General features: G+C 63.8%; 24 protein-coding genes and 1 pseudogene. 7 read left to right on the top strand and 18 right to left on the bottom strand.

Going from position 1 to position 25,196, the window contains the following annotated elements:
- Positions 1 to 2 precede the first annotated feature (2 nt).
- The 17 genes and pseudogenes from P9A16_RS00680 to P9A16_RS00755 form a co-directional block, all read right to left on the bottom strand.
- Positions 3 to 833: an alpha/beta hydrolase gene (locus P9A16_RS00680; RefSeq protein WP_023514838.1), complete on the bottom strand. Its 831-nt coding sequence runs from the start codon at positions 831 to 833 to the stop codon at positions 3 to 5.
- Between the two features lie 14 nt (positions 834 to 847).
- The gene (locus P9A16_RS00685) at positions 848 to 1,534 is read right to left on the bottom strand and encodes an ABC transporter ATP-binding protein (RefSeq protein WP_023514839.1); all 687 of its coding nucleotides are present in this window, start codon (positions 1,532 to 1,534) and stop codon (positions 848 to 850) included.
- Positions 1,531 to 1,788, bottom strand: a complete 258-nt coding sequence (locus P9A16_RS35760; protein ID WP_443021629.1) for a hypothetical protein — start codon at positions 1,786 to 1,788, stop codon at positions 1,531 to 1,533. Before P9A16_RS35760 ends, P9A16_RS00685 begins: the two co-directional genes overlap by 4 nt.
- Positions 1,762 to 2,208 (bottom strand): annotated as a pseudogene (locus P9A16_RS35765) (ABC transporter ATP-binding protein); the annotation flags it as partial. The pseudogene P9A16_RS35765 and the gene P9A16_RS35760, both read right to left, overlap by 27 nt.
- A gap of 64 nt (positions 2,209 to 2,272) precedes the next feature.
- Entirely contained in the window at positions 2,273 to 3,247 is a 975-nt protein-coding gene (locus P9A16_RS00695; protein ID WP_023514841.1) for a branched-chain amino acid ABC transporter permease, read from the bottom strand.
- 3 nt (positions 3,248 to 3,250) lie between these two features.
- Positions 3,251 to 4,171, bottom strand: a complete 921-nt coding sequence (locus P9A16_RS00700; protein ID WP_023514842.1) for a branched-chain amino acid ABC transporter permease — start codon at positions 4,169 to 4,171, stop codon at positions 3,251 to 3,253.
- Positions 4,172 to 4,232: 61 nt separating this feature from the next.
- A complete protein-coding gene (locus P9A16_RS00705; RefSeq protein WP_024271320.1) occupies positions 4,233 to 5,369 on the bottom strand; it encodes an ABC transporter substrate-binding protein in 1,137 nt (378 codons plus the stop codon).
- Between the two features lie 220 nt (positions 5,370 to 5,589).
- Complete coding sequence (locus tag P9A16_RS00710; protein ID WP_024271321.1) at positions 5,590 to 5,814, bottom strand: hypothetical protein; 225 nt, start codon at positions 5,812 to 5,814, stop codon at positions 5,590 to 5,592.
- A 120-nt stretch (positions 5,815 to 5,934) separates the two neighbouring features.
- Positions 5,935 to 6,648: a TfuA-like protein gene (locus tag P9A16_RS00715; protein ID WP_024271322.1), complete on the bottom strand. Its 714-nt coding sequence runs from the start codon at positions 6,646 to 6,648 to the stop codon at positions 5,935 to 5,937.
- Positions 6,645 to 7,829, bottom strand: a complete 1,185-nt coding sequence (locus P9A16_RS00720; RefSeq protein ID WP_245290439.1) for a YcaO-like family protein — start codon at positions 7,827 to 7,829, stop codon at positions 6,645 to 6,647. Before P9A16_RS00720 ends, P9A16_RS00715 begins: the two co-directional genes overlap by 4 nt.
- Positions 7,830 to 7,846: 17 nt before the next feature.
- Positions 7,847 to 8,044, bottom strand: coding sequence for a hypothetical protein (locus P9A16_RS00725; protein ID WP_024271323.1), 198 nt, complete (start codon positions 8,042 to 8,044; stop codon positions 7,847 to 7,849).
- Positions 8,045 to 8,260: 216 nt separating this feature from the next.
- Positions 8,261 to 8,491: a hypothetical protein gene (locus P9A16_RS00730; RefSeq protein WP_024271324.1), complete on the bottom strand. Its 231-nt coding sequence runs from the start codon at positions 8,489 to 8,491 to the stop codon at positions 8,261 to 8,263.
- Positions 8,492 to 8,516: 25 nt separating this feature from the next.
- Complete coding sequence (locus P9A16_RS00735; protein WP_024271325.1) at positions 8,517 to 10,328, bottom strand: transcriptional regulator; 1,812 nt, start codon at positions 10,326 to 10,328, stop codon at positions 8,517 to 8,519.
- Positions 10,329 to 10,334: 6 nt separating this feature from the next.
- Positions 10,335 to 10,778, bottom strand: coding sequence for a helix-turn-helix domain-containing protein (locus P9A16_RS00740; protein WP_023517059.1), 444 nt, complete (start codon positions 10,776 to 10,778; stop codon positions 10,335 to 10,337).
- 135 nt (positions 10,779 to 10,913) lie between these two features.
- Positions 10,914 to 11,675: an amino acid ABC transporter ATP-binding protein gene (locus tag P9A16_RS00745; protein WP_023517058.1), complete on the bottom strand. Its 762-nt coding sequence runs from the start codon at positions 11,673 to 11,675 to the stop codon at positions 10,914 to 10,916.
- Positions 11,672 to 12,352, bottom strand: a complete 681-nt coding sequence (locus P9A16_RS00750; RefSeq protein WP_023517057.1) for an amino acid ABC transporter permease — start codon at positions 12,350 to 12,352, stop codon at positions 11,672 to 11,674. The genes P9A16_RS00745 and P9A16_RS00750 overlap by 4 nt, the downstream gene beginning before the upstream one ends.
- A gap of 105 nt (positions 12,353 to 12,457) precedes the next feature.
- On the bottom strand, positions 12,458 to 13,231 hold the full coding sequence (locus P9A16_RS00755; RefSeq protein WP_023517056.1) for an amino acid ABC transporter substrate-binding protein: 774 nt from the start codon (positions 13,229 to 13,231) through the stop codon (positions 12,458 to 12,460).
- A gap of 279 nt (positions 13,232 to 13,510) precedes the next feature.
- On the opposite strand from P9A16_RS00755, the gene P9A16_RS00760 reads away from it, so the two are divergent.
- From P9A16_RS00760 to P9A16_RS00780, 5 genes are all read left to right on the top strand, one after another.
- Positions 13,511 to 15,106, top strand: a complete 1,596-nt coding sequence (locus tag P9A16_RS00760) for a peptide ABC transporter substrate-binding protein (protein ID WP_024271326.1) — start codon at positions 13,511 to 13,513, stop codon at positions 15,104 to 15,106.
- A gap of 60 nt (positions 15,107 to 15,166) precedes the next feature.
- On the top strand, positions 15,167 to 16,090 hold the full coding sequence (oppB, locus tag P9A16_RS00765) for an oligopeptide ABC transporter permease OppB (RefSeq protein WP_023515826.1): 924 nt from the start codon (positions 15,167 to 15,169) through the stop codon (positions 16,088 to 16,090).
- Complete coding sequence (locus tag P9A16_RS00770) at positions 16,083 to 17,213, top strand: ABC transporter permease (RefSeq protein ID WP_023515827.1); 1,131 nt, start codon at positions 16,083 to 16,085, stop codon at positions 17,211 to 17,213. Before oppB ends, P9A16_RS00770 begins: the two co-directional genes overlap by 8 nt.
- Complete coding sequence (locus tag P9A16_RS00775; protein ID WP_051758773.1) at positions 17,188 to 18,831, top strand: ABC transporter ATP-binding protein; 1,644 nt, start codon at positions 17,188 to 17,190, stop codon at positions 18,829 to 18,831. Before P9A16_RS00770 ends, P9A16_RS00775 begins: the two co-directional genes overlap by 26 nt.
- Before the next feature lie 71 nt (positions 18,832 to 18,902).
- Positions 18,903 to 20,045, top strand: coding sequence for a gluconeogenesis factor YvcK family protein (locus P9A16_RS00780; RefSeq protein WP_023514716.1), 1,143 nt, complete (start codon positions 18,903 to 18,905; stop codon positions 20,043 to 20,045).
- Here P9A16_RS00780 and P9A16_RS00785 read toward each other — a convergent pair.
- Positions 20,023 to 22,698: a bifunctional diguanylate cyclase/phosphodiesterase gene (locus P9A16_RS00785; protein WP_023514717.1), complete on the bottom strand. Its 2,676-nt coding sequence runs from the start codon at positions 22,696 to 22,698 to the stop codon at positions 20,023 to 20,025. The genes P9A16_RS00780 and P9A16_RS00785 overlap by 23 nt on opposite strands.
- A gap of 208 nt (positions 22,699 to 22,906) precedes the next feature.
- Here P9A16_RS00785 and paaX point away from each other — a divergent pair, with 208 nt between their 5' ends.
- Entirely contained in the window at positions 22,907 to 23,815 is a 909-nt protein-coding gene (paaX, locus tag P9A16_RS00790; protein ID WP_371260048.1) for a phenylacetic acid degradation operon negative regulatory protein PaaX, read from the top strand.
- A gap of 168 nt (positions 23,816 to 23,983) precedes the next feature.
- Positions 23,984 to 25,189: a 3-oxoadipyl-CoA thiolase gene (gene pcaF / locus P9A16_RS00795; RefSeq protein ID WP_023517488.1), complete on the top strand. Its 1,206-nt coding sequence runs from the start codon at positions 23,984 to 23,986 to the stop codon at positions 25,187 to 25,189.
- Positions 25,190 to 25,196 lie beyond the last annotated feature (7 nt).

Here is a 25,196-nt window from a genome sequence, read left to right on the forward strand (position 1 = left end):
GATCAGGGTGACAGCAGGGTTCGAGTGAGGGGATGCCCGGGATCGGCAAGGCCGTCGACGACGTCGAAATGATGCCGGTTCGGCTCGACGACCGTCGCCGTCGTGGCGCCGAGGCCGGTCCAGACATTGGCAAGCAGGGCGTTCTGGCGCAGGAATTCCGCGCGCTCCATGGCACCGACCCAGCAGGTGAGCCGCGTGCCTTCGACGGGGCGCAGCAGGGCCGGGCTCTCGGCGATAGCCTCCGCTTCGTCGATCTGTAGTCGTTCGTTCATGGCGGCAGGCATGAGCGGGCGCAGATCGTGCAGGCCGGAGAGGGAGAGGACGTGGCGGATGCGAGCGAGCGTTCCGACGGAAAGCGGCGAGGCTTCCGACACCATGCGGCTGACGAGCTGGCCGCCCGCCGAATGGCCGATCAGATGGAGGTCACCTGCCACCAGTCCTGCAGCCGTTTCGATCGCCGCTGCGATCTCCCGCACGATGCCGCGGATGCGGATGTCCGGGCAGAGCGTGTAGGAGGGCATGGCGACGGCATAGCCGTGGGCGAGGGGGCCTGCGGCAAGGTGCGACCAGAAATTCCGGTCGAGCCGCAGCCAGAAGCCGCCATGCACGTAGACGACGAGGCCGCGCGGCGCGCGCTCGGGCAGGAAAAGGTCGAGGCGGTTGCGCTCGCCCGCGCCATAGGCGAGATCGAGCCTTGCCCGGCCGAGGCTGTGGAGCGTTTCGCGCATCCTTTGCGCCGGCTCCACCCAGGCGGTAGGCCAGCGCGTTCCGCCCGGAATGTTGCCGCCATTCTCGTAGGCGTCGTCCCAGTCGGTGATCCTGTAGCCGAACATGCCGTCCTCCGTTCTTAAACGCCGAGATAGCGGTCCTGCAGGTCGCGGGTAAAGGTCGTTGGCGGGCCGGAGAACACGGTCCGGCCCTTCTCCAGCACGCAGCAGCTGTCGGTGAGCGGCAGGAGCTCGGAGAGCGTCTTGTCGACGACGAGGATCGACTGGCCCCCCGCCTTCAGCTGTCGGATTGCCGCCCAGATATCCTGCCGGATCACCGGTGCCAGCCCCTCGGTCGCCTCGTCGAGGATAAGGAGTTTTGGATTGGTCATCAGGGCGCGGCCGATCGCCAGCATCTGCTGCTCGCCGCCGGACAGGGTGTCGGCATATTGCCCAAGCCGCTCGCCGAGCCTGGGAAAGAGATCGATGACCTTCGCCAGTGTCCAAGCACCGCGCCGGGCGGAGGCGAGGAGGTTTTCCTCGACCGTCAGGTTGGCGAAGCAGCGTCGCCCCTCCGGCACCAGGCCGACGCCGAGGCGGGCGATGCGGTGCGGCAGGAGTGCGGTGACGGTCTTGCCGTCGAAGGCGATGCGGCCGGCGCGAGCGGGCGTCAGGCCGAGGATCGAGCGGATGGTCGTCGTCTTGCCCATGCCGTTGCGGCCCATCAGTGCGACGACCTCGCCCTCTCGGACGGACAGCGACACGCCGAACAGCGCCTGCGAGGCACCGTAGCAGGTCTCGATCTCCTCAAGGATCAACAGGCTCATGCGGGCTCCCCAAGATAGGCCCGGCGCACCTCGGGGTCGTTGCGGATCTCGCTGACGCTGCCTGTCGCGATGATGCGGCCGTAGACCAGCACGGACACACGGTCGGCGAGCGCGAAGACGGCATCCATGTCATGTTCCACCAGCAGGATCGGTGCTTCCCGGCGCAACCCGTCGAGGAAGCTGGTCAGTGCTTTCGAGCCTTCCGGCCCCATGCCGGCCATCGGCTCGTCGAGCAGGAAGGCCCTGGGTTCCATGGCCAGTGCCACGGCGATTTCGAGCTGCCGGCGTTCGCCGTGGGACAGCGCCGCAGCGGGCACGCCTGCTCGGCCCGCCAGTCCGACGCGCGACAGCATCCGCATTGCCGGTTCGATGAGAGAGATGTCGCTTGCCACGGAGCGGAAGAAGCGCAGGCTCGTTCCCTGCCGCGCCTGCGCCGCAAGCATGACGTTGCGAAGCGCGGAAAACTCCTGCGCGAGTGAGGAGATCTGGAAGGTGCGGGCAAGGCCCATGCGGGCGCGCCGCGCCGTATCGAGGGCAGTGACATCCGTACCGAGGAAGCGGATGCTGCCGGCATCGGGTGCGAGCGCGCCGGAGATCTGGTTGATCAGCGTGCTCTTGCCCGCCCCGTTCGGGCCGATCAGCGCGTGGATTTCTCCCGGGCGAAGGTCGAGGCTCGCGCCATTCGTCGCTTTCAATGCGCCAAAGGACTTTTCGAGGTTCCTGATTTCGAGGACCGGTTCAACCATGGCGAGGCCTCCCGGCCAGGAGGCCGATCAATCCGCCGCGTGCGAAGAAGACGACGGCGAGGAGAACGAGGCCGAGGAAGAGCTGCCAGCGCTCCGTGAGGCCGCCCAGCACATGTTCGAAAAGGACATAGAGCGTCGCCCCGGCCAGCGGCCCGAACAGGCGGCTTTTGCCGCCGAGGATGATCAGCACGATCAGTTCACCCGACATGTGCCAGGAGAGCATGGAGGGGCTGACGAAGCGGTTGAGATCGGCAAACAGCGTCCCGGCAAGGCCGGTGATCATGGCCGAGAGCACGAAGGCGACGAGGCGGATCGTAAAGGGCGAGATGCCCGTCGCGGCAAGTCTTGCCGGGTTCTGTCGTGCGGCCTCCAGCGCCGCGCCGAAGCGGGAGGCCTGCAGGCGGTGGAAGAGAAAAAGCCCTGCAAGCAAGAGCACGAAGACCACGACGAAATAGGGGAAGGGTTTTGCCGTGTTGAGGCCGGGAAAACCGTTGCGCATGGAGAGCGACAGGCCGTCTTCGCCGCCGTAGGCCGGCCAGGAGATCGCGAAATAGTAGATCATCTGCGCGAAGGCGAGCGTGATCATGATGAAATAGACGCCCGACGTGCGCAGGCTGATGAGGCCGATCGGCAGTGCCACGAGGCCGCAAAGGAGGATCGCAACAAGCCAGATGATGGGCATGGAGGTCGTGCCCGGCAGACCGAAGGCGATGGGCTCCATGTTGAAGGCATGGGTGGCCAGCACGCCTGTAACGTAGCCGCCAAGGCCGAAGAAGGCGGCATGGCCGAAGGAGACAAGGCCGCCGAGCCCGAGGGCGATGTTGAGCCCGACTGCTGCCAGCGCCAGGATCGCTATGCGGGTGGCAAGCGTGATGTAGAAGGCTTCGCCCAGGAGCAGCGCTGTCAGCGCGGCGGCCGGGAGCAGAAGGGCGAGGAGGATGTTGATCGTCGTTTCGCGGGAAATCATGCCTCAGGTCCTCGCAGAAAAGAGGCCGCTCGGCCGGAAGGCGAGGATCAGCGCCATGACGATGTAGATGAGCATGGAGGCGAGTGCGGCGCCGACGGGACCGGCCTCCGTCGCCGGCATCATCAGGGCGAGCGCCTTGGGCAGCAGGAAACGGCCCATCGTATCGACGAGGCCGACGAGGACCGCGCCGATCAGCGCACCCTTGATCGAGCCGATGCCGCCGATGACGATGACGACGAAGGCGAGAATCAGCGCCGGTTCGCCCATGCCGACCTGTACTGACTGCAGCGCGCCGACCAGTGCGCCGGCAAGGCCGGCAAGCGCTGCACCGAAGGCGAAGACGATCGTATAGAGCGAGCGGATGTCGATGCCGAGCGCGGCGATCATCTCGCGGTCGGATTCGCCGGCGCGGATGCGCATGCCGAGACGCGTGCGACCGATCAGGAGGTAGAGACCGATGGCGACACCGACGCCCACGCCGATGATGGCGAGGCGGTAGAGTGGATATTGTCCGCCGCCCGGCAGTGCCACGGCACCCTGCAAGAGAGGCGGGATGTCGAGATAGAGCGGAAACGAGCCGAAGAGCCAGCGCGTGCCCTCGGAAAAGATGAGGATCAGCGCGAAGGTGGCGAGTACCTGATCGAGATGGTCGCGGGCATAGAGCCGGCGGATGATGACAACCTCCATCAAGGCCCCCGCGGCCGCGGCGGCGGCAAGGCTGGCGACAAGGCCGAGCCAGAAGGAACCCGTCGCGGCCGCGACCGCGGCGCAGGCGAAGGCGCCGACCATGTACAGCGAGCCGTGAGCAAGGTTGATCAGCCCCATCACGCCGAAGATCAGCGTCAGGCCGGCGGCGATAAGGAACAGCATGACACCGAGCTGGAGCCCGTTCAGAAACTGCTCGATGAGGAGGGCGAGGGACAAGGTGGCTGGTCCGGAAGGTCATGCGGGGACATCCGCCCGGGGGCGGATGTCCGGTCGCGGATTACATCGAGCACTTGTCGGCGTAGGCGTCGCCGTGATCGGTGAAGGCGGTGGCGATGATCTTGTTGGTCAGGACGTCGCCTTCCTTCACGACCTCGGTGACATAGATGTCCTGGATCGGATGGTTGTTCGTGTTGAACTTGAACTTTCCGCGCACGGAAGCGAAGTCCGCGGCCTTCAGCGCGGCGCGGAAGGCGTCCTTGTCCTTCACGCTTGCCTTTCCGATGGCCGAGAGGATGAGGTTGGCGGTGTCCCAGCTCTGCGCGGCATAGATCGAGGGCAGGCGGTTGTATTCCTTCTGGAACGCCTCGACGAAGGCTTTGTTGGCGGGGTTGTCGAGGTCTTTCGCCCAGGTGCCAGAGTTCTTCACGCCGAGTGCGGCATCGCCGATCGCCGGCAGCACGTCCTGGCTGAAGGAGAAGCCGGGCCCGGTGACGGGAATGGTGACGCCCGACTGGGCATATTGCTTCATGAAGGCGATGCCCATGCCGCCGGGCAGGAAGAAGTAGACCGAATCGGCGCCGGAAGCGCGAATTTCCGCGATCTCGGCGGCATAGTCCGTCTGGCCGACCTGGGTGTAGACCTCGCCGGCGAGCTCGCCCTTGTAATAGCGCTTGAAGCCGGTCAGCGCATCCTTGCCGGCCGGATAGTTCGGAGCGAGGATGAAGGTCTTCTTGTAGTCCTTGTTGTCGTATTCGCCCATCGCCTCGTGGAAATTGTCGTTCTGGTAGGCGACGTTGAAATAGTTGGGGTGGCAGTTCGCACCGGCGAGCGCCGACGGGCCGGCATTGGGCGAGAGGTAGATGACGTCCTGTGCCACCGTGTTCGGTACCACGGCCATGGCGAGGTTCGACCAGATGATGCCGGTCATCAGGTCGACCTTGTCGCTCTGGATCATCTTCTCGGCGATCTGGACGGCGAGTTCCGGCTTCTGCGCATCGTCTTCCACGACGAGTTCGATCTCGCTGTTGCCGGATTGCTTGATCGCCAACTGGAAGGCGTCGCGCATGTCGATGCCGAGGCCTGCGCCACCGCCGGACAGCGTGGTGATGACGCCGATCTTCACCGGTTCCGCCTGGGCGATGCCCGCCGTCATGAGCGCGAGTGCGGCCACGCCGCCTGCCAGAATTCTCCGCATGCTGTTCTCCCTCTGTCCGTCGGCCCCGGTTTCGGGGCGTTTTTTCGAGAAGAGAACCTTTCAGAGTTCCGCGATCAGCGCAACCGTGTGTTTTCGTTTCGCAATTGGAGAATTTTAAGAAGATCGGCGGCGGCCCGCAGGTTCGGGCCGTCCGCACGATCAGCGCCGCGGAGGAGGACGGCGGCTATCCCCCGGCCGGCTAACCGGCCCGTTCCTCCGGTCAGCAGAGCGCTGACCGGTTCATCAGTATGATGTCGTTTGACGTGAGTGCCATACGCGAAGGTTCGTCGATCTGGTCCAGCACGGCGCGCAGCGCCTTGTCCAGGCAGAACTCGACAACCTCTGCGTCCAGCGACTTGGCGGATTCGAGCGCAAACGCGACAAGCCGCGCCAGCGCCATCAATTCCGTGCCCCTGTCTTCGGTCTCGATGGTTTCGATTTTCATGTCCTATGCCCCCGGGAGCAATGCTCACTTTCAGCCCCTGGGACGAAGTATAGGCGTGACTCGGAGGTTGTGCGCGTGACTTAAGCGTGACACACGCGGAATGGGAAACTGCGTGTTTTTTTACGCTCCGGGTTGATCGGCCACCGAGCGCCAGAGCGATGTTGCTCTAAACGTCCAATTTCCTTGTTTTTTCGCGGTTTTTTCGTTGAAAGTGTCGAGGATGTGCAGAAGGGCAAGTGCATCTGTACGCTTCTGATCGACCGTTGTTGCGAGGAGAAGTTGCAGAAGCGCCGTGCGATCCAATGCCGTTTTGGCTCGGTCGACGATCGCAGACCAGGTCCGCTCCTTGTAGAAGAGCGCCGCCGCGGCAATACGCAGCGTCAATATGTCATGCTTTTCAACGGTTTTTTCCCTCTCCAACCGGTCGAGCGTCGCCTCGACATTGACGAGTGGGAGTGAAAGGGCGGGGTAACCGAGTTCGGCGGGGCCATGCAGCAGGGCGACGTCGGCATCGTCCATGCGCCGGCCGCTGGCATAGTCCTGGTAGATACGGCCGATGCCGACCATGCCGAAGGCGTCGCATTCCGCCGCCCGCAGCGCCCCCATGCTGGCCGCGCCGAAGACGGCGATACCCTGATCCAGAGCATGGAGGATTTCCTTGTGCCAGATGGGGGCGACATGTTCGAAGTTCCCGTCGACGATGCCGATCGCCTTCGCGCCTTCGCGCGTGGCGGCGAGCACGTCTCCATGGGCAGCCGGCGGCCGGACATCGATATTTTTCACGCACAGTGCGGCAGCATCGGGCAGGCTCGGGCCTGCGAACAGGATCTTCATGACATTCCAAACAACATGCGCGACAGGGCGCGGTGGCCGACAGCGTGGCGACGCTTGCCTTCAGGGTTTTCGAGCGACGGCACGACGACCTTTACGACGGCGATGGGAAGGGATGCGTCGGTGAGCGGGACCGCCAGAATGGGGGTTATGCCGCCTGTGGCGAGCCGCTCCAGGCAGTGGGAAAGCAGCGTGGCGGCGTCACCTTCGGGAGCGTCGTAGGACTTCGCCACGCCCGGCGACGCTTCGAAGAGGGCAAGCGTTTCGGTGGCGAGCGGGCGGGTGAAGGTTTCGGCAAAAAGATCGTCACGTGCCCCGCTGATATAGGTGAGGCGTGATTGCGCGACTTCGGTCAGGGCCCGGATGAGGGCACGGGTGGCCACGGGATGTGTGCCGTAGCCGATGGTCGCATCGTGGAAGAGAGGGGTCTTCTTTGCAAGAAGCCCGGTATTGCCGAGGACGGCGGCATAGGTTGGCACTGCGAGGTCGGTGGTGATGTCGAAGACGCGCAGTTCCAGCTTTGCAGTCCGGAATCGAGCGAGCAGATCCTCGATGATGGGATCGGCAAAGCCAGTGGGGTCGATCGCGGTTGCAAGGCGCTTGCTGCGAGGCAGCAGCCGCCACAACCGGTCTGCGTCGCGCTCTATCCGCTCGAGAAGGCCGTGCAGGGTCGCCTCGATCGGTGCATTGCCCGAGGCAAGGCCATCGGAGGACTGCCAGAACCGAGGCGTGGGGTCAGTCCTGTCGAGGCAGACCGCTGCGCGTGGAACCCAGACCGTTTCGCCCGTCGTGACGTCGCTGCCGGCAAGCCAGTCGATGCTTTCCGTCTCCGACAGGAAAGGCTGGTCGCTTGCCACAAAGATATCGAGCGGTAGGCAGGCCTGCCCCGCCTTCGCAAAATCATGCCGCGAGGCATGTCGGACCGGAACGAGCGGGTCGCCGGCTATCGCCCGCTCGAGCGCCTCCATGGCGGCTGAAACTTTCGCGTCTAGATCGGTGATGCCCTTGCCCTGATTGATGACGATCGAACGGGCATTGGGGCTGACTGCATTCCAGACAGGAATGCCGATCGAATCGAGGCCTGTCAGGCGGGAAAGCCGCGTGACACCGAAGCGAGGCAAAAGCGCCTCGATCCGGCTCCAGGTCTCATCCGGGCTGCAGAGGCGATCCGAATAGCTGGTCACGGAGGGGCTGCTGGGGGTCACTTGCCGTAAAAGCCGCCGGAAAACGGCCCGGCTGTTTCGGCCACCATCGGGACGCTCACGCCACGCGTGTTGAACCTGCCGGTTATGTGGGGATCGTCAGCCGAACTGGAGGAGACCGATGTGATGGTGCCCGTTTCGAGATCCGTCGTCCAAAGGCCAGTTTCTCCTTCAAGCCCAAGCACGCCATTCGACATTTTCGCTCCTCCTGATTTTGGTTGAAACTGAGGATGCAGATTTCCCGGGCTTGCGCGCGAGAGCGCGGAATGCTGCCGGCCTGCCTCTTCGAACAACACGAGGCTGTGGCGCCTGGTTGCAGGGCCCGAGCGACGTTTGTAGCTCGGGCCCTGCATGTGGTCTTTTGTCTCTTGGGCAAACACCGGCTTGGATGTCTGCCTCAAAGCGTGCAACGGTTACTTGTCGTAAATGCCGCTGGAGGGTTCCGGCAAACTGCCGACGCCGTCGGGAACGAGGGCAGCGAGGTCAACACCCGAGGTGATTGTTGCGCCCGCTTTGCGCAGATCATCGGCAGCCTTCAAGGTCCCGCCCGTGGGCGACCCGATTTGCGTCGCAGTGCCTGCGTCGAGATCGACGGACCAAAGACCAGCTTCACCTTTAATCCCCAAAATAACTATTCTTGCCATGCCTGCTCTCCCTTGTGAATCCTAATTAAAATCCGGCTTTCTTTAACCCGTCATAATAATGTTTTCGCTGCCATTCCTCCTTAAATGGTATAATCGCTGTCCAGGATTCGAAATCGAAATCCGGATTGCTTTCGTATGTTCGCCGCACGAACAGCCTGGCCTTCTTGCGGTCTCCGAGCATTGCCCAGCTTGCGGCAGATAGACGATGGGCCGGCTGCTTGTCGTTCATCCGGTTTATGTAGGCGAGAGCGTCTTCATATCTGTCGAGCGCATACGAGGCACTCGCCGCGATCCAGAAATATTCGTCCGGCGGCAATGGATTGAGTTCGATTGCATGCTCAATCTTCTGCAAGCCGATATCTGGTCGAGAGCCCTGTACAAGTGTATCCGCGTAGCTCGCGATGACGTTGGCATAGTTGGGGCTTAGCTCCTCGGCGCGATCAAGATAGGCTGCGCTCTCGTCAAACTGGCGTGTATAGAGCTTGACGATGCCGAGTTCCCGGTAGCCCGAGGGCAGGCGCTCATCGACCTCGATCGCTTTTTGGGCATGAAGTTCTGCTTGCTTGAGCAGTTCATGGTCGCCGCGTGCGGTCAGAACCCATTCGAGGAAGTAATTGTGTGCCAAGCCCCCCAAAGCAGGCGCATAGTTGCTGTTTTCCTTCAATGCCTCTCGAAAACTCTTGCGTGCACGACGGATGTCGCGCAGGTCGAGATTTTTCGACTGGCCTTGCGCGGTGAGGAAGCTGCGGTAGGCCTTCGCATCGATTTCGTAGTCGCCGCGCACGAGCTCGTTGCGCTCGATTTCCGTCGCGATCGAACCCGCTATCTGGTGGGAGATCATCTGTCGTGAACGGGCGAGGCCTTCAGCCGAGAGCGGGAATCGTTCGGCCCAGACGACCTCATCGCTTCCGAAGAAGATGAGCTGGGTGAAGAGCGAATGGTGGTCGCCCTCGTCGCGCAGCCGTGTTTCCAGGATGTAGCTGATCTTGTGGCGCTCGTAGGTGGCCGCCCTGTCGGCCTGGAGCGAGATCTGCGCGGCGGTATGCGGTGCAATGATCGAAATGGAGCGCAGTGCGCAGAGGCCGATCGTCACGTCCTCGATCAACGCTTCGCTGAAGCGCGTGGCTGCCCGGGCGGCCAGCGTGGTGACCGGTGGCAGCAGCACGACGCGCGGCGGATTCGGCCGGGCAAACCCGATATCCGCGTCTTGCAGCGTCAGTACGCGGGCAGGCGGCTGCGCGGTCATGAGGATTGGGGACGCGGCCGGCCGGCCCGTCAGCATGGCGCGCACTTCCTCGTCGTCCGGGTTGCTTTCCAGGAGACGCAGGGCTGCCGCGGCGCGCGCCTGTCGCAAGCCGGTGCCTCCCTGTCCATTTTTATCGAGCAATGCGCCGCGCAGAATGGCCATATGGGCGGCCCGCTGCAGCATGATCCAGCTCGAAAGGGCGCGGTTGCCGGGCTTTACATGTTTGAGGAAGTCGTCGATCAGCGTGGCGGCAAGCACCGGGAGGCATGCGCCATCGTGAACCCCGTCGATATCGCTTTCGACGGCATCCGGCCCGAGCCCGATCGCGGTGTCGGTGAAGGTGAGATAGATCCGGTCCAGCTCCCGCTGGCGCTTCTGGGTTCGTGAAACGGTCTGCCGGAGATTGGCGAAGGCGGCGGCGGTGTTGCTGTCGTCCCAGAAGAGGCTCGCCGCATCCGCCCGCGGCATGTCGCTCACGCCGCGCGTCTGGAGATAGCAAAGGATCAGGAGCGCCTTTTCGGGAAAGACGATGTCATTGCCGCCCTCGTCGAGCAGGCGCAGATGACCGAGCGTCTGCAGCCGTGCTGGCATGTGGGGTCAGATCCGCAGTTCCGGTGCGTTTTCTGCGCGTTCGCCGGCCTCTGTAGCGGCGCTCGCCTTGGACAGCGCCGTTGCCAGTGCGATGATCGACTTGCGCACACCCGCATCATCGATCTTCAGGAAGGCGCGGTTGAGGTCGAGGCCTTCCTTGGAGGAGACGAAGGTGGAGACGTCGCCCGTCTCATGCCCGACGCCGGCGGCCGGCGTGGCGCTGTCTTCATCCTGGAAGAAGAAGCTCGGCGGGACGCGGAACACTTCGGCGATGGCCTGCAGGCGGCTGGCGCTGATGCGGTTTGTGCCCTTTTCGTATTTCTGTACCTGCTGGAAGGTGACGCCGAGACGGTCGGCAAGCGCTTCCTGGCTCATGCCCACCATCAGCCGCCGCAAGCGGACGCGGGACCCGACGAAGACGTCGATCGGATTCGGTGTTTTCTTGATCATGAGGCTTTCTCCCCTGTTGGACATGCCGGGGCATGGCGAGGTACGCATATCCCGTCACTCTGCTTGAATCGCCTGTCCGATGCAACTGCCGCGAACCGGATTTCCTTGCTACCGTAACGTGAGGCGACGTGTATTTTAGATATCGTAACTTTGCGGCGCACTGAGGGAGGCGATGAATTTTTTCGTGCGCTCGCGCTCGGGCGTCGAGAAGATCGCGCGCGGCGGCCCCTCTTCGACGATGACGCCGCCATCGAGGAAAACGACCGTGTCGGCAACGCGCGAGGCAAGGCGCAGATCGTGCGTTGCCATGACCATGGTCGTGCCCTCGCGGGCGAGCCGGCTCAGCACCTCGACCACCTCTTCCGCGAGCTCCGGATCGAGCGCGGAGGTCGGCTCGTCGCAGAGCAGGACGCGCGGCGAGGGGGCAAGCGCGCGGGCAATGGCGACACGCTGCTGCTGGCCGCCCGACAGCGTTGCCGGCCAGGCGTCGGCCTTGTGCGCCATGCCGACCTTTTCGAGCAGTTCCACGGCGCGGGCGCGTGCCTTTTCCGCGGGCCATTTGAGGACGGTGACGAGGCCTTCCATCACGTTGGCGATCGCCGTCTGGTGCGGGAAGAGCTGGAAGTTCTGGAAGACCATTCCGGTCTGGCGGCGCAGCTTCTGTACCGCGTCCCAGCCGACCTTGCGGCCGGGCGCGAAGTCGATCGTCTCGCTGCCGAGCTTGATGGAGCCCGAGGTCGGCGTCTCCAGCAGGTTGATGCAGCGCAGCAGCGTGCTCTTGCCGCCGCCCGAAGGGCCGACCAGAGCCGTGACCGTGCCCTCCGGCAGGCTGAGGCTGATGTCGCGCAGCACGAGGTTGTCGCCGAAGCGTTTTTCGATATGGCTGAGTTCGATCATGTGCGAGCCTCCAGGAAGCCGCCATAGCGGGCAAAGCGCCGTTCCAGCCGGACCTGCAGTGCTGAAAGAACAGAGCTGAGCGCCAGATAGATCAGCGCCGCCTCGATATAGAGGATCAGCGGCTCGTAGGTCGTGGCGACGATGCGCTGGGCCGTTTGGAACAGCTCCGGTACGGTGACGGCGGCCGCAAGCGACGTGTCCTTCACCAGCGATATGAAGGTGTTGGAGAGCGGCGGCACGGCGACGCGCGTCGCCTGCGGCAGAATGGTGCGGCGCATCGCCTGCGACCAGCTCATGCCGATTGAATAGGCCGCCTCCCACTGGCCGCGCGGCACGGAGGCGATGACGGCGCGGATGATTTCCGACGTATAGGCCCCGACATTCAACGTGAAGCCGATGAGGGCGGCCGGAAAGGCGTCGAGCAGGATGCCGATGCTCGGCAGGCCGTAGAAGATGACGAAAAGCTGCACCAGCAGCGGCGTGCCGCGGATCACCCAGACATAGAAGCGGGCAATGGCGACGAGCGGACGCGGCCCGAACAGTCGGGCGATGGCCGTGACGAGGCCGAGGGTAAGTCCAAGCGCGAAGGAAAGCAGGGTGAGCGGAATGGTGAAGACGAGCGCGGCCCACAGCAGGGGGACCAGCGAATCCAGCATCAGTTGAAGCCACGGCGGCACGGGAAAACCTCCGGAAATGCGGCTGGCCGGGGTTCTCCCCGGCCAGGTCATGGTTTTATCTATAGTCGAGGACGGAGCCGCCGCGAAGCGGTTCTCGGCCAGGAATTACTTCGAGACGTCCTGCCCGAAATACTTGTCCGAGATCGCCTGGTAGGTGCCGTCCGCCTTGATGTCGACGAGTGCCTTGTTGATCGCTTCCAGAAGCTCCGGCTCGCCCTTGCGGATGATCACGCCGGAATAGTCGGCGTTTTCCTGCTCGGCGGCGATCTTCACATTCGCGTCCGGCTTGTGTTTCTTGAAGTCGAGGAAGGACAGGCTGTCGTTGATCGTCGCATCGGCGCGGCCGGTCAGGACAAGCTGGATCGACTGATCGAAACCGTCGGTGCCGACGAGCTCGGCGCCGGCTTCCTGAGCAAGCTTTCCGAAGTTGGAGGTCAGCGACTGGGCGGACTTCTTGCCCTTGAGGTCAGCGAAACCCTTGATGCTGTCGTCGTCGGCGCGCACGATCAGCACGGCCTTGGAAGCGATATAGGGCTCGGAGAAGTCGTACTTCTGCTTGCGTGCCTCGGTGATGCCGACCTGGTTGATCACGGCGTCGTAGCGGTTGGCGTCGAGGCCGGCGATCAGGCCGTCCCATTTGCCTTCCAGGAACTCGGCCTTGACGCCGAGCTTCTTGGCTATGGCCTCGCCGATCTCGACATCGAAGCCGACCAGCTTGCCGTCGGTGTCATGGTAGGTGAAGGGCGCATAGGTGCCTTCGGTACCGATCTTCAGCGCGCCGGCGGCCTGTACGGCTGCGAGGTTTTCACCGGCATGGGCCGGGGCGAGGATGGCGGCCTGGAGTGCTGCGGCGGCGGCGAGGGTCTTCAACCAGTTCATCTTGGGACTCCGTTTCTGGCTCAAGTGTTCGATGGGCGATAGATCGCAGAAATCGGTGCAAAACGATGGGCAGAAAACTGCGAATAAAATCGGCAAATGCAAATATTTTTCTCATTTTTCGCGGTGTAGCGGCGGAGAAGGGCGCGTTTCACTTGAAAAATCGGGCGTTGCGAGAGGTCTGCGACCTTTGTGCATTTCGTGTTTTTAGGGGCTTGCCAAGTTCGCAAACAGGGACAATTGATGTCGCACCCAAAATAACAACCGGGGAAGGAAAACAAAATGGCAAACAGAATGATTGGCTTTCGTGCGGCTCTTCTTGCAGGTGCAATCCTGCTGGGCGCCAGCCCTGTATTGGCAGAAACGGTGCTTCACCGTGGCAATGCGGGTGAACCGCAGACCCTCGACCAGGCACATACCTCCATCAACATCGAAGAATTCATCCTCAAGGACCTTTACGAAGGCCTGACCATCTATGACGCCTCGGGCAAGATCGTTCCCGGCGCTGCGGAAAGCTGGACCGTCTCCGACGACGGCGCGGTCTACACGTTCAAGCTGCGCGGCAACGCGAAGTGGTCGGACGGTTCGCCGGTGACGGCGGAAGACTTCGTCTTCTCCTTCACCCGCGTTGAGGATCCGAAGACGGCGGCCGGCTACGCGAACATCCTCTATCCGATCAAGAACGCGGAAAAGGTCAACAAGGGCGAGCTTGGCCTCGACCAGCTTGGCGTCAAGGCTGTCGATGCCACGACGCTGGAAGTGACGCTGGAGCGTCCGACGCCCTTCTTCCTCGAATTGCTCGCGCACCAGACGGCGCTGCCGGTCTCCAAGGCCAGCGTCGAAAAGAACGGCGCGGATTTCGTGAAGCCCGGCACGATGGTTTCCAACGGTGCCTTCAAGCTCGTCAGCCATGTGCCGAACGACAATCTTGTCGTCGAGAAGAACGCGAACTACTGGGACGCTGCCAACGTCAAGCTCGACAAGGTGATCTTCTACCCGATCGACGATCAGGCCGCCTCGGTCCGTCGCTTCGAGGCGAAGGAAATGGACCTCGTCTACAACTTCTCTGCCGACCAGATCGAGCGCCTGAAGAAGAGCTATGGCGAGCAGGTCCACGTTTCGCCGACGCTGGCAACCTACTACTACCCTTTCGACACCCGCACCGAGCCCTATAGCGACGTTCGCGTGCGCCGCGCGCTCTCCATGGCCATCGACCGCGACTTCCTGGCCAAGGAAATCTATTCCGGCTCGCAGCTTCCGGCCTATTCCATGGTGCCCCCGGGCATGCAGGGCTATGAGCCGGCCTATGCCGATTTCGGCGCGCTCTCGCAGCTCGACCGCGAGGACGAGGCGCTCAAGCTGATGAAGGAAGCCGGTTACGGCGAAGGCGGCAAGCCGCTGAAGATCGAGCTGCGCTACAACACCAACCCGAACCACGAGCGCGTGGCGACGGCTGTTGCCGACATGTGGAAGAACACCTTCGGCGCCGATGTGTCGCTGGTGAACCTCGACGTGTCCTCGCACTACGCCTATCTCCAGGAAGGCGGCGCGTTCAACGTGGCGCGTGCCGGCTGGGTCGCCGACTATGCGGATGCGGAAAACTTCCTGGCCCTCAGCGTCAGCACCAACAAGACCTTCAACTACGGCAAGTTCACGAATGCCGAGTTCGATGACCTCATGAAGAAGTCGTACGAAGAGCGTGACCCGGCGGCGCGCGCCAAGGTCCTGCATGACGCAGAAGCCGTGCTGATGCGCGAACAGCCGATCGCCCCGCTCCTGACGCAGGCCGACCTGTGGCTCGTCTCCAGCAAGGTTCAGGGTTGGCAGGACAATGCCGCCAACCAGCACCTGAGCCGCTTCCTCAGCGTTTCGGAATGATCCGACGAAAGTGCGCGGCCTCCTGAGGCCGCGCACTTTCGTATCTGGGGAGACCTAGTCATGTTTGCATTCGTTCTGCGGCGCCTAGCAAGCGCCGTGCCGACGCTATTCATCGTCGTCACAATCTCGTTCTTTCTCATGCGCTTTGCGCCCGGCGGCCCGTTCAATCTCGAACGCCCTCTACCGCCTGCCACGATGGAAAATCTGATGCGAGCCTACCAGCTCGATCAGCCCCTCTGGCGCCAATACCTCACCTACATGGGCAATGCCGTCAGCGGCGATTTCGGACCGAGCTACATCTACAAGGATAACACCGTTGCCGAACTCATCGGCAAGGGTCTGCCCTACTCGATGGAACTTGGTTTCTATGCGCTGCTCCTGGCGCTTATCGGCGGCGTCATCGTCGGTACGATTGCGGCCTTGCGTCAGAACAGTGCGCTGGATTTCGCGGTCATGTCGGTCGCGACGGTCGGCGTCACGGTGCCGAACTTCGTCGTCGGGCCGGTCCTGACGCTGATCTTTGCCATCGTGCTCGCCTGGCTTCCGGCGGGTGGCTGGGGCGACGGTTCGCTGCGCTTCCTCATCCTGCCGATGATCGCACTCGCCCTGCCGCAGCTTGCGGTTTTCGCGCGCCTGACCCGCGGCTCGATGATCGAGGCCTTGCGCACCGACCACATCCGCACCGCGCGGGCCTATGGCCTGCCGGCAAAATCGGTGGTCGTGGTGCACGCCATGCGCGGCGCCATGCTGCCCATCGTGTCCTATCTCGCGCCCTGCGCTGCCGCTCTTTTGACCGGCTCCGCCGTGGTCGAGACCATCTTCACCATCCCCGGCGTCGGGCGCTATTTCGTGCTCGGGGCGATCAACCGCGACTATACGCTCGTCATGGGCACGGTCGTCCTGATCGCCATCTTCGTCATCGTCTTCAATCTGCTGGTCGACATTCTCTATGGCCTGCTCGATCCGAGGGTTCGCCATGACTGACGCCGTCGTTTCCCCCGTACCCGGGAGCGAGGTGAAGGGGCGCAGCCTCTTCCAGCTCGCCGTCATGCGCTTCCGCCGCAACCGCCCGGCCATGGCCGGTTCGGTGATGCTGGTGCTGATCGCGTGCTTCGCCTTCTTCGGTCCGTTCTTCATCAGCCACAGCTACGACCAGGTCTTCTCTTCCTATGTCACCATCCCGCCGAGCCTCGAGCCGCGGCCGGGCGAGGATTCACTGGAAGAGGCGATGAAGGGCGTCGCCACCCGCGCCCGCGTCGAGCTGCAGTCCTTTTCCGTCGAGGGCGAAGCCTTCACGGCGGTCATCACCGCCAAGGACCCGATCGATCCACGCGCCACGCGCTACTTCGACCGGGCCAACGAGTTCGACAAGACCGAGGTCACGGCGACCGAGGACGAGGGGCGTAAGCTCACGCTGAAGGGTGTAGTCGACCGGGAATACTTCCTGTTCGGCACCGATACAAACGGGCGCGACCTGATGGCGCGCGTCATGCTCGGCGGGCAGATCTCCATCGCGGTCGGCCTTCTCGCCAGCCTCGTCTCGCTCGGTATCGGCGTCGTCTACGGCGCGATCTCGGGTTACATGGGCGGGCGCGTCGACAATGTGATGATGCGCTTCGTCGAAATTTTGTACTCGCTGCCCTTCGTCTTCCTGGTTGTTGTGCTCGTCGTCTTCTTCGGCCGCAGCTTCGTCTTGATCTTCATCGTCATCGGTGCGGTGGAGTGGCTCGACATGGCCCGCATCGTGCGCGGCCAGACGCTGTCTTTGAAGCGACGGGAATTCATCGGCGCGGCGGAGGCTCTGGGCTTGACGGACTGGCAGATCATCCGCCGGCACGTCATCCCCAACACGATCGGCCCGGTCGTCATCTTCGTCACGGTCATCGTGCCCAAGGTGATCCTGCTCGAAAGCTTCCTCTCCTTCCTCGGTCTCGGCGTTCAGGCGCCGCTGACGAGCTGGGGTTCGCTGATCGCCGAAGGCGCCAACAACATCCAGTCCGCGCCCTGGCTGCTCATCTTTCCCGCCATCTTCTTCGTCGTCACGCTCTTTTCGCTGAATTTCGTCGGCGACGGGCTGCGCGATGCATTCGACCCGAAGGATCGCTGACATGGCAGAGACACAGAAAACCATGGAGCCGATCCTTGCCGTGCGCGACCTGAAGGTGTCCTTCACGACGCCGGACGGGGACGTCAATGCGGTGAAGGGCATCAACCTCGATGTCCGCCCCGGCGAGACCCTGGCGGTGGTCGGCGAGAGCGGCTCCGGCAAGAGCCAGACCATGATGGGCATCATGGGACTGCTCGCGAGCAACGGCCGGGTCACGGGCTCTGCGAAATATCGCGGGCAGGAAATGGTCGGGTTGCCGCCGAAGGCGCTCAACGAGATCCGTGGTGCAAAAATCACCATGATCTTCCAGGAGCCGATGACCTCGCTCGATCCGCTCTATCCTGTCGGCAAGCAGATCGCCGAGGTGATCGTGCATCACCGCGGCGGCACGCGGAAGGAAGCCCGGCCGCGTGTGTTGGAGCTCCTGAAGCTGGTCGGCATTCCGGAGCCGGAGCGCCGTATCGACAGCTATCCGCATGAAATGTCCGGCGGCCAGCGCCAGCGCGTGATGATCGCCATGGCGCTTGCCAACGAGCCGGACATCCTGATCGCCGACGAACCGACGACGGCGCTCGACGTGACGATCCAGGCGCAGATCCTGAAACTGCTGCGCGATCTGCAAAAACGCTTCGACATGGCGATCGTGCTGATCACGCACGACCTCGGCATCGTCCGGCATTTTGCCGAACGCGTCGTCGTCATGCGGCGCGGCGAGATCGTCGAACAGGGCGGGACGGCTGACATCTTCGACAATCCGCAGGCCGACTACACCCGCATGCTGATCGAGGCCGAGCCGCATGGCCGCAAGGCGGCCCCGGCGGATGACGCGCCGATCATCCTCGAGGGCCGCAATGTCATCGTCGACTACAAGATCGACGGCGGCTTCCTGAAGAAACGCGCCAACACCTTCCGGGCTGTCGACAATGTCAGCATCAGCCTGCACGAAGGGCAGACGATCGGCGTAGTCGGCGAATCCGGCTCGGGAAAATCGACGCTCGGGCGGGCGCTGTTGCGGCTCATCTCCAGCAAGGGCGCCTATCGCTTCGGCAAGACGGATATTTCCGGCCTCGACCGGACCGGCATGCGGCCGCTCCGGCGCAGCATGCAGGTCGTCTTCCAGGATCCCTACGGTTCGCTTTCGCCGCGCCAGACGGTCGGCGAGATCATCACCGAGGGGCTTTATGTGCACGAGCCGCAGCTTTCGCGAGCCGACCGCGACCAGCGGGCAATCGCGGCGCTGAAGGAGGTGGGGCTCGACCCCGCGGCGCGCAACCGCTATCCGCACGAGTTTTCGGGCGGCCAGCGGCAGCGTATCGCGATCGCGCGGGCGATGATCCTCAAACCCCAGGCGGTGATCCTCGACGAGCCGACCTCGGCACTCGATCGTTCGGTGCAGGGGCAGGTAATCGAGCTCTTGCGTGATCTCCAGTCCCGCTACGGCCTTTCCTATGTCTTCATCAGCCACGACCTGTCGGTGGTGCGTGCGATGAGCGATTATGTGGTGGTAATGAAGGACGGCAAGATCGTGGAGGAAGGTCCCACGGACGCCATTTTCAGCGCCCCGCGGGAGGATTATACAAAGACCCTCATCGGGGCTGCGTATAATATCGGGCCGTAAGCTGGAGCAATTCCAGCAAAGGTGTGCAGCGGTTTTGCGTCCGAAATTGCGTGAAACCAAGAGGAGATCGGATGGCTGAAAGCCGTTTGCCGCATATCGTGCTCTTTTCGGGCGGCACTGCGTGCCGCACGACCAATCTGGCGCTGCTTTCCAAGCCGGTGCGACTGACGCGCATCGTGCCGGCCTGGGACAGCGGCGGCAGTTCCAAGATCATCCGCGAGAACCTCGGCGTGCTCGCCGTCGGTGACATCCGCCAGGCGCTGATGACCATGGCGCATGGCGAAGGCCGGGCGGGCGATGTCGTCAAGGTCTGCAACGCGCGCATGACCAGCGGCACGCAAGACGATGCCCGCACGGAATTCGCGCTCTACGCGGAGGGCGTGCATCCGCTGCTGGAGCGCATGGAGCCGGGCCTGCGCGGCGCTATCCTCAACTACCTGCGCACCTTTCGCGCGGCGATCGGGGCGGATTTCGATTTCCGCAACGGCAGCATCGGCAACTTCATCCTGACGGGCGCGCATCTCGCCCACAACAGCGACATCAACACCGCCATCTTCGTCTTCCGCAAGCTCTGCGACATTGCCGGCCATGTCTGGCCGTCCACGGCCGCCGATGGTGTCGACCTCTCCGCCGTTTTGAATGATGGCACCGGGGTTGAGGGGCAGCACAGGGTGACGGCGCTCGACGATGCGGCGAGTGCGACGGGCATCCGCGACATTGTGCTGTCCGGCCGGGGCGGCGCGGCTGTGCCGGCCAACGAGGCCGTGCTGGAAAGTCTCGAAAGCGCCGATGCCATCGTGTTCGGGCCGGGCAGCTTCTTCACCAGCGTCCTGCCGCATTTCCTGGTCGAGGGCATCGTCCCGGCCATAGCGCGCAATGCGCATGCTCGTCGCGTCTTCATCGGCAACATGCTGCAATGCCGGGAGACCCGCGGACTGGATGTGGCGCGCATGCTGGAGATTGCCACCGCGCTCTGGCGGCGGCAGGCGGGGGCGGATGGGCGTCCCTTCACCCACGTCCTGGCAAACCACCAGCTGCTGCCCTTCGAAAAGACCGTCGGCCGCTTTGCCTATCTCGGCAATGGCGCGCTGGAAGAGGTGGGCATGCGGCTCGGCATCGAACGGGTGATCGGCGAGTTCGAGGATCCCTGGCAGCGCGGCCAGCATGACGGCCGGGCGGTTGCGGATACGCTCAGCTCGCTCTTGCCGTCGTAAGGCCGGTCTTCGCCGCCGGCATCCAGCCGCGAGCCTTGGCGAAGGCGAGGAAATCATCCGCGCCCATGGGCCGGGCAAAGGCATAGCCCTGCAGGATATGGCAGCCGAGGCCGCGCAGCAGCTCGGCATGGGCCAATGTTTCGACACCCTCCGCAACTGTCTCGATATCGCGCACCTTGCCGATGTCGATGATCGAGCGGACGAGGCTCTGCTGTGCCGTGGATTCGAGCAGCGGCTGCACCAGCCGGCGGTCGATCTTCAGCCGCGCCGGAGACAGCTCCAGGAGGCTCACGATGGAGGCGTGGCCGGTGCCGAAATCGTCGATCTCGATTTCGATGCCGAGGGATTTTATGCCGTCGATGGCCTGCTTCAGCCCGTCGTCGAGCGTATCGAAGGATATCGATTCCAGCAGTTCGAAGGTCAGCGAACCCGGGCGAATGTTCATCGCGCGCAGCTTTTCGAGAAGGTTGTCGTCGCGCAGGCGCTGACAGGAGACATTGACGGAGACGCGGGCGATGCCGAGATCCTGTCCCTCCCAGCGCATGGATTGGAACAGGGCCTGTTCGAGGATGGCCTCGTCGATCCGGGCGACAACATTGAGGCTCTCGGCCACGGGCAGGAACACATCGGGCATGATGATGCCGCGTGTTGGGTGCTGCCAGCGTGCCAGCGCCTCGACGCCGACGATCTCCAGCGTTTCGGCATCGAATTGCGGTTGGAAGTAGGGGTGGAATTCTCCGCGTTCGAGACCGCGCAGAATGTCGTCGCCGAGCCGCTTGACCTCCACGGTGCGCAGGCGGAGCTCGTCGTTGAAGGCTTCCACGCGGTTGCGCCCACGGCGCTTGGCTTCGTAGAGCGCGATATCGGCATTGACGAGCAACTGCTCGGCGGATTCTTCCGCATCGTTGCGCGTTGCAATGCCGATGCTCGCACCGATACGACAGTCATGGCCTTCGATCGCCATCGGCTCGCTGATCGCCTCGATGAGGCGGGCGGAGAGGGTGCCGAAATCGGCCTCTGTCGGCTCACGGCGCGACAGGAGCACGAATTCGTCCCCGCCGATGCGGGCGATGAAGTCCGCTGCCGGAATATGGGCGCGCAGTACACCGGCCGCCTGTTTCAGCACCTCGTCGCCGGCGGCGTGGCCGAGCGTGTCGTTGATGTCCTTGAAGCGGTCGAGGTCGATATGCAGCAGGGTGAGGGGACGGGTGTCCTCGCCGATACCGGCCAGCGCGAGCTGCTGGTCGAGGAAACGCCGGTTGGGAAGCCGGGTGAGGGCATCGTGCAGTGAATTGTGCTCCAGAACGAGGCGAGCGTCTTCCAGGGCGCGGTTCTGCGCCTCCGCCGTCAGCTTGGCCTCAAGCAGTTCGGCCTGGAGGCGGATGTCCTCCGTCACATCCCAGTTCGCGCCGACGATACGCTTTGCGCCTGACGAGGCGCGATAGGTCATGCCGTGCGCGCGGATATGGCGGATGTCGCCGCCGACGGTCAGGACGCGGAATTCCGTGAGATAGGGCCTCTCGGCCTCGATGGCGTCCGAAAAAACGCGTTCGGCTTCTTCCAGATCGTCGGGATGAAGCGCGGTGCGCCAGTCCTCGTAGCGGCAGATTGGCTGGTCGGGCGGCACGTTGTAGAGGGCGCGCATGCGAGCGTCCCAGGTGAGTGTCGCCAATTCCGTGTCGAATTCCCAAACGCCGACGCGCGAGGCGTCGAGCGCGAGCTGCAGGCGTTGCGAGACGGTTTCCAGCTGATCCTCCCGGTCCTGAAGCGCCAGGATATGCCGATGGCGGTCCTTCATCAGGTAACCGACCCAGAACATGGGGGCGACGATGATGATGGCCAGCAGCGCGAGGCCGGTGCGAAACAGGGTGAGATCGGCGGACGGCTGGCGCCAGCCACCCAATGGCGCTGCAGACATGGTCCAGGCTTCGTGGCCGATGTCTATCGTCATGACGACGGGGTCGGCATCGACGGGGGTGGCCGTGCTGAAGAAGGTTCGTGCCTCGCCGCCGACATGCGGCCGGCTGGAAAGCGAAACGGCGACCTTGAGGTCTTTTCCGAAGCCACTGTTGGCCAGGAGCCTGTCGAGGTCGATCACGGCGGAGGCGATGCCGATGAAGGCGTTGTTCCGCCCGGCATGGATCGGGTAGCGCGCGATCACGCCGCGCCCGCCCTGCACCAGATCGACCGGGCCGGTGACGATGAGCCGGTCGAGCGCCTTCACCTGCATGGCCGCGGCGCGCTGGCGCTCGTTCTTGCGGTAGTCGAGGCCGATGCTGCGCTCGTTCCCCTTGACCGGATAGACGAGCGAGACGACGAAGTCCGGCGCGATGGCAAGATTGCGCAGCTGCGTGTCCTTGCGGAAGATGCGACCGGCAAGGTCGGCAAAGCGGCTCGGTGACATGTCGGGCTCTGTCGAGAGCGCCGCGACGAGGCCCTGTACGAGATTGATGTCACCCTGGATATTGCCTTCGAGGCGCGAGCGTAGCACGCCGAGCTGTTCCGTGGTGAAGGAGCGCAGGTACTCCTCTTCCAGCCGCTGCTTCTGGGAATCGGCAAGGAAAATGGCGATCAGCGCGGCAAATGCGACGACGATGGCGGGGATGTAACATCCCAGCCCGTGAAGGGAGAGCTGCGTATTCCGGTCGTTCATCGCGGTTCGTCTGTCCCCACGCGCCCTGTCTGCTCGGGAAGGGTTCTGCCCGGCCTCCGACGATCGACGGACGATGGCAGATGCAACTTAATATTTGCTGACGAGAATATGCCTTTATCTGCGGATTTCCGGGCGGGGCTTCCCGCCACGGCCTATTCTGGGCTAGTCCTCGGCCACTATCGAAATGGAACGAGGGCAGGGGGCTGGTTTGCCGGCGGACAAGGACAGGATGGAGAGCATGTTTGGCGCGATGCTCAGGACCATCATCGAGGAGAGCCCGCTGAAGGCCGCCAGCTTCATCGTCACCATCTATGGCGATGTCGTGGAGCCGCGGGGCGGCGTGGTGTGGACCGGCAATCTCATCGAGACCTGCGCTGCCATCGGCATCAGCGAGACGTTGGTGCGCACCGCGGTCTCGCGCCTTGTCGCGGCCGGGCAATTGTCCGGAGAGCGGGAAGGGCGGCGAAGCTTCTACCGCCTCGCCGCGCCCGCTCGGGCGGAGTTTGCCGCCGCTGCCCGCCTGCTCTTCGGTCCACCGGAAGCGGCCGAGTGGCATTTTGTGCAGTTGACCGGAACGGCGCCAGACGAGGCGATGCAGACCCTTGAGCGGGCAGGCCATGCCCGGCTGGGGCCGCGGTTAGCGGTGGGTGCGCGCGCCCTCCCGCTTCTCAAGCAACCGGCCGTCGTGTTCCGGGGTGACGTGGTGAGCGGCGAGGGGGACCTTGGCGCCTTTGCGGCCGACCACTGGGACCTTGCGCTGCATGCCGAGGCCTATGACGGCTTCCTCCGGCGCTTCGGGCGCCTCGCCGATCTCCTTGCCGGCGGGGTGCGGCTCGGCGCAGCGGAAAGCCTCGTCGCCCGGCTGGTGCTCGTGCACCAGTTCCGTCTCGTCGTACTGCGCGATCCGCGCCTGCCGCAGACGGCCCTGCCCATGGACTGGCCGGGAGAGGCGGCCAGGGCGCTCTTTGCCGACCTTTACCTCGGCCTCTCCCCCGAGGCGGATCTGCATGTCGCCCGCCATTTCGTCACGGCGGCCGGTGCCTTGCCGGAAGCGAGCGAGGCAACGCTGCGTCGTCTTTCCCTGTTGCGCGAGGCACGCCGGGTCGACTTTTCATAGGGAAAAGCATGGTTTGTGGTATGATGCTTGCTGCTGCGATGAGACATCACAGAATTCAGGAAAAATTCCATTGATTTGTGATGTTTCGAATGCTAAATAGATAACCGATCGGTCGGTTAATGTTTCTGGAGGAACGGATCGACCCTTGGATCTCAGGGAGGAAGCCGCGTGTCCGAAGCCTTTATCTGCGACGCCGTTCGTACGCCCATCGGCCGTTATGGCGGGCTGCTGTCGTCGGTGCGTGCTGATGATCTGGCCGCCGTGCCGCTCAGCGGGCTGATGGCGCGCAATCAAGGCGTCGACTGGTCGAAAGTAGACGATCTCATCTACGGCTGCGCCAACCAGGCCGGCGAGGACAACCGCAATGTCGGCCGCATGGCCGTGCTGCTCTCCGGCCTTCCCGTCTCCATTCCCGGCACCACCGTCAACCGCCTCTGCGGCTCCGGTATGGACGCCGTCGGCATGGCCGCCCGCGCCATCCGCGCCGGCGACTGCGATTTCGTCATCGCCGGCGGCGTCGAGAGCATGAGCCGCGCGCCCTTCGTCATGCCGAAGGCCGACAGCGCCTTTTCGCGTGCCAATGCCGTCTATGACACGACGATCGGCTGGCGCTTCGTCAATCCGAAGATGAAGAAGGCCTTCGGCGTCGATTCCATGCCGCAGACGGCCGACAATGTCGCCGCAGACTTTGCCGTCAGCCGCGAGGACCAGGATGCTTTTGCTGCGCTGAGCCAGGCCCGTTGGGCGGCCGCGCATGAGGCCGGCCTTTTTGCCGATGAGATCGTGTCCGTTTCCGTGCCGCAGAAGAAGGGCGATCCGCTGGTCGTCGACACCGACGAACATCCCCGTCCCGGCACGACGGCCGAGCAGCTTGCCAAGCTGAAGGGCGTCAACGGCCCGGACCTCTCTGTCACCGCCGGCAACGCCTCGGGCGTCAACGACGGCGCGGCCGCGCTGCTCATCGCCAATGAGGCGACCGCCAAGGCGCAAGGCTTGACGCCGAAGGCGCGCGTCGTCGCCATGGCGGCGGCGGGGCTTGAGCCGCGCATCATGGGCTTTGGCCCCGCGCCGGCGGCGCGCCGGGTGCTGGAACGCGCCGGCCTGACGCTCGGCCAGATGGACGTCATCGAACTCAACGAAGCCTTCGCCTCGCAGGCGCTCGCGGTTCTGCGCGATCTCGGCCTGCCGGATGATGCGCCGCATGTGAACCCGAACGGTGGCGCCATCGCGCTTGGCCATCCGCTCGGCATGAGCGGCGCGCGGCTCGTCACGACAGCCACCTATCAGCTCCACCGCCAGGGCGGGCGCTATGCACTGTGCACCATGTGCATCGGCGTCGGTCAGGGCATCGCAATCATTCTCGAGCGCGTCTGACGCGCCA

This window comes from Shinella sp. 838 (genome assembly GCF_029623935.1).
Taxonomy (GTDB): Bacteria; Pseudomonadota; Alphaproteobacteria; order Rhizobiales; family Rhizobiaceae; genus Shinella.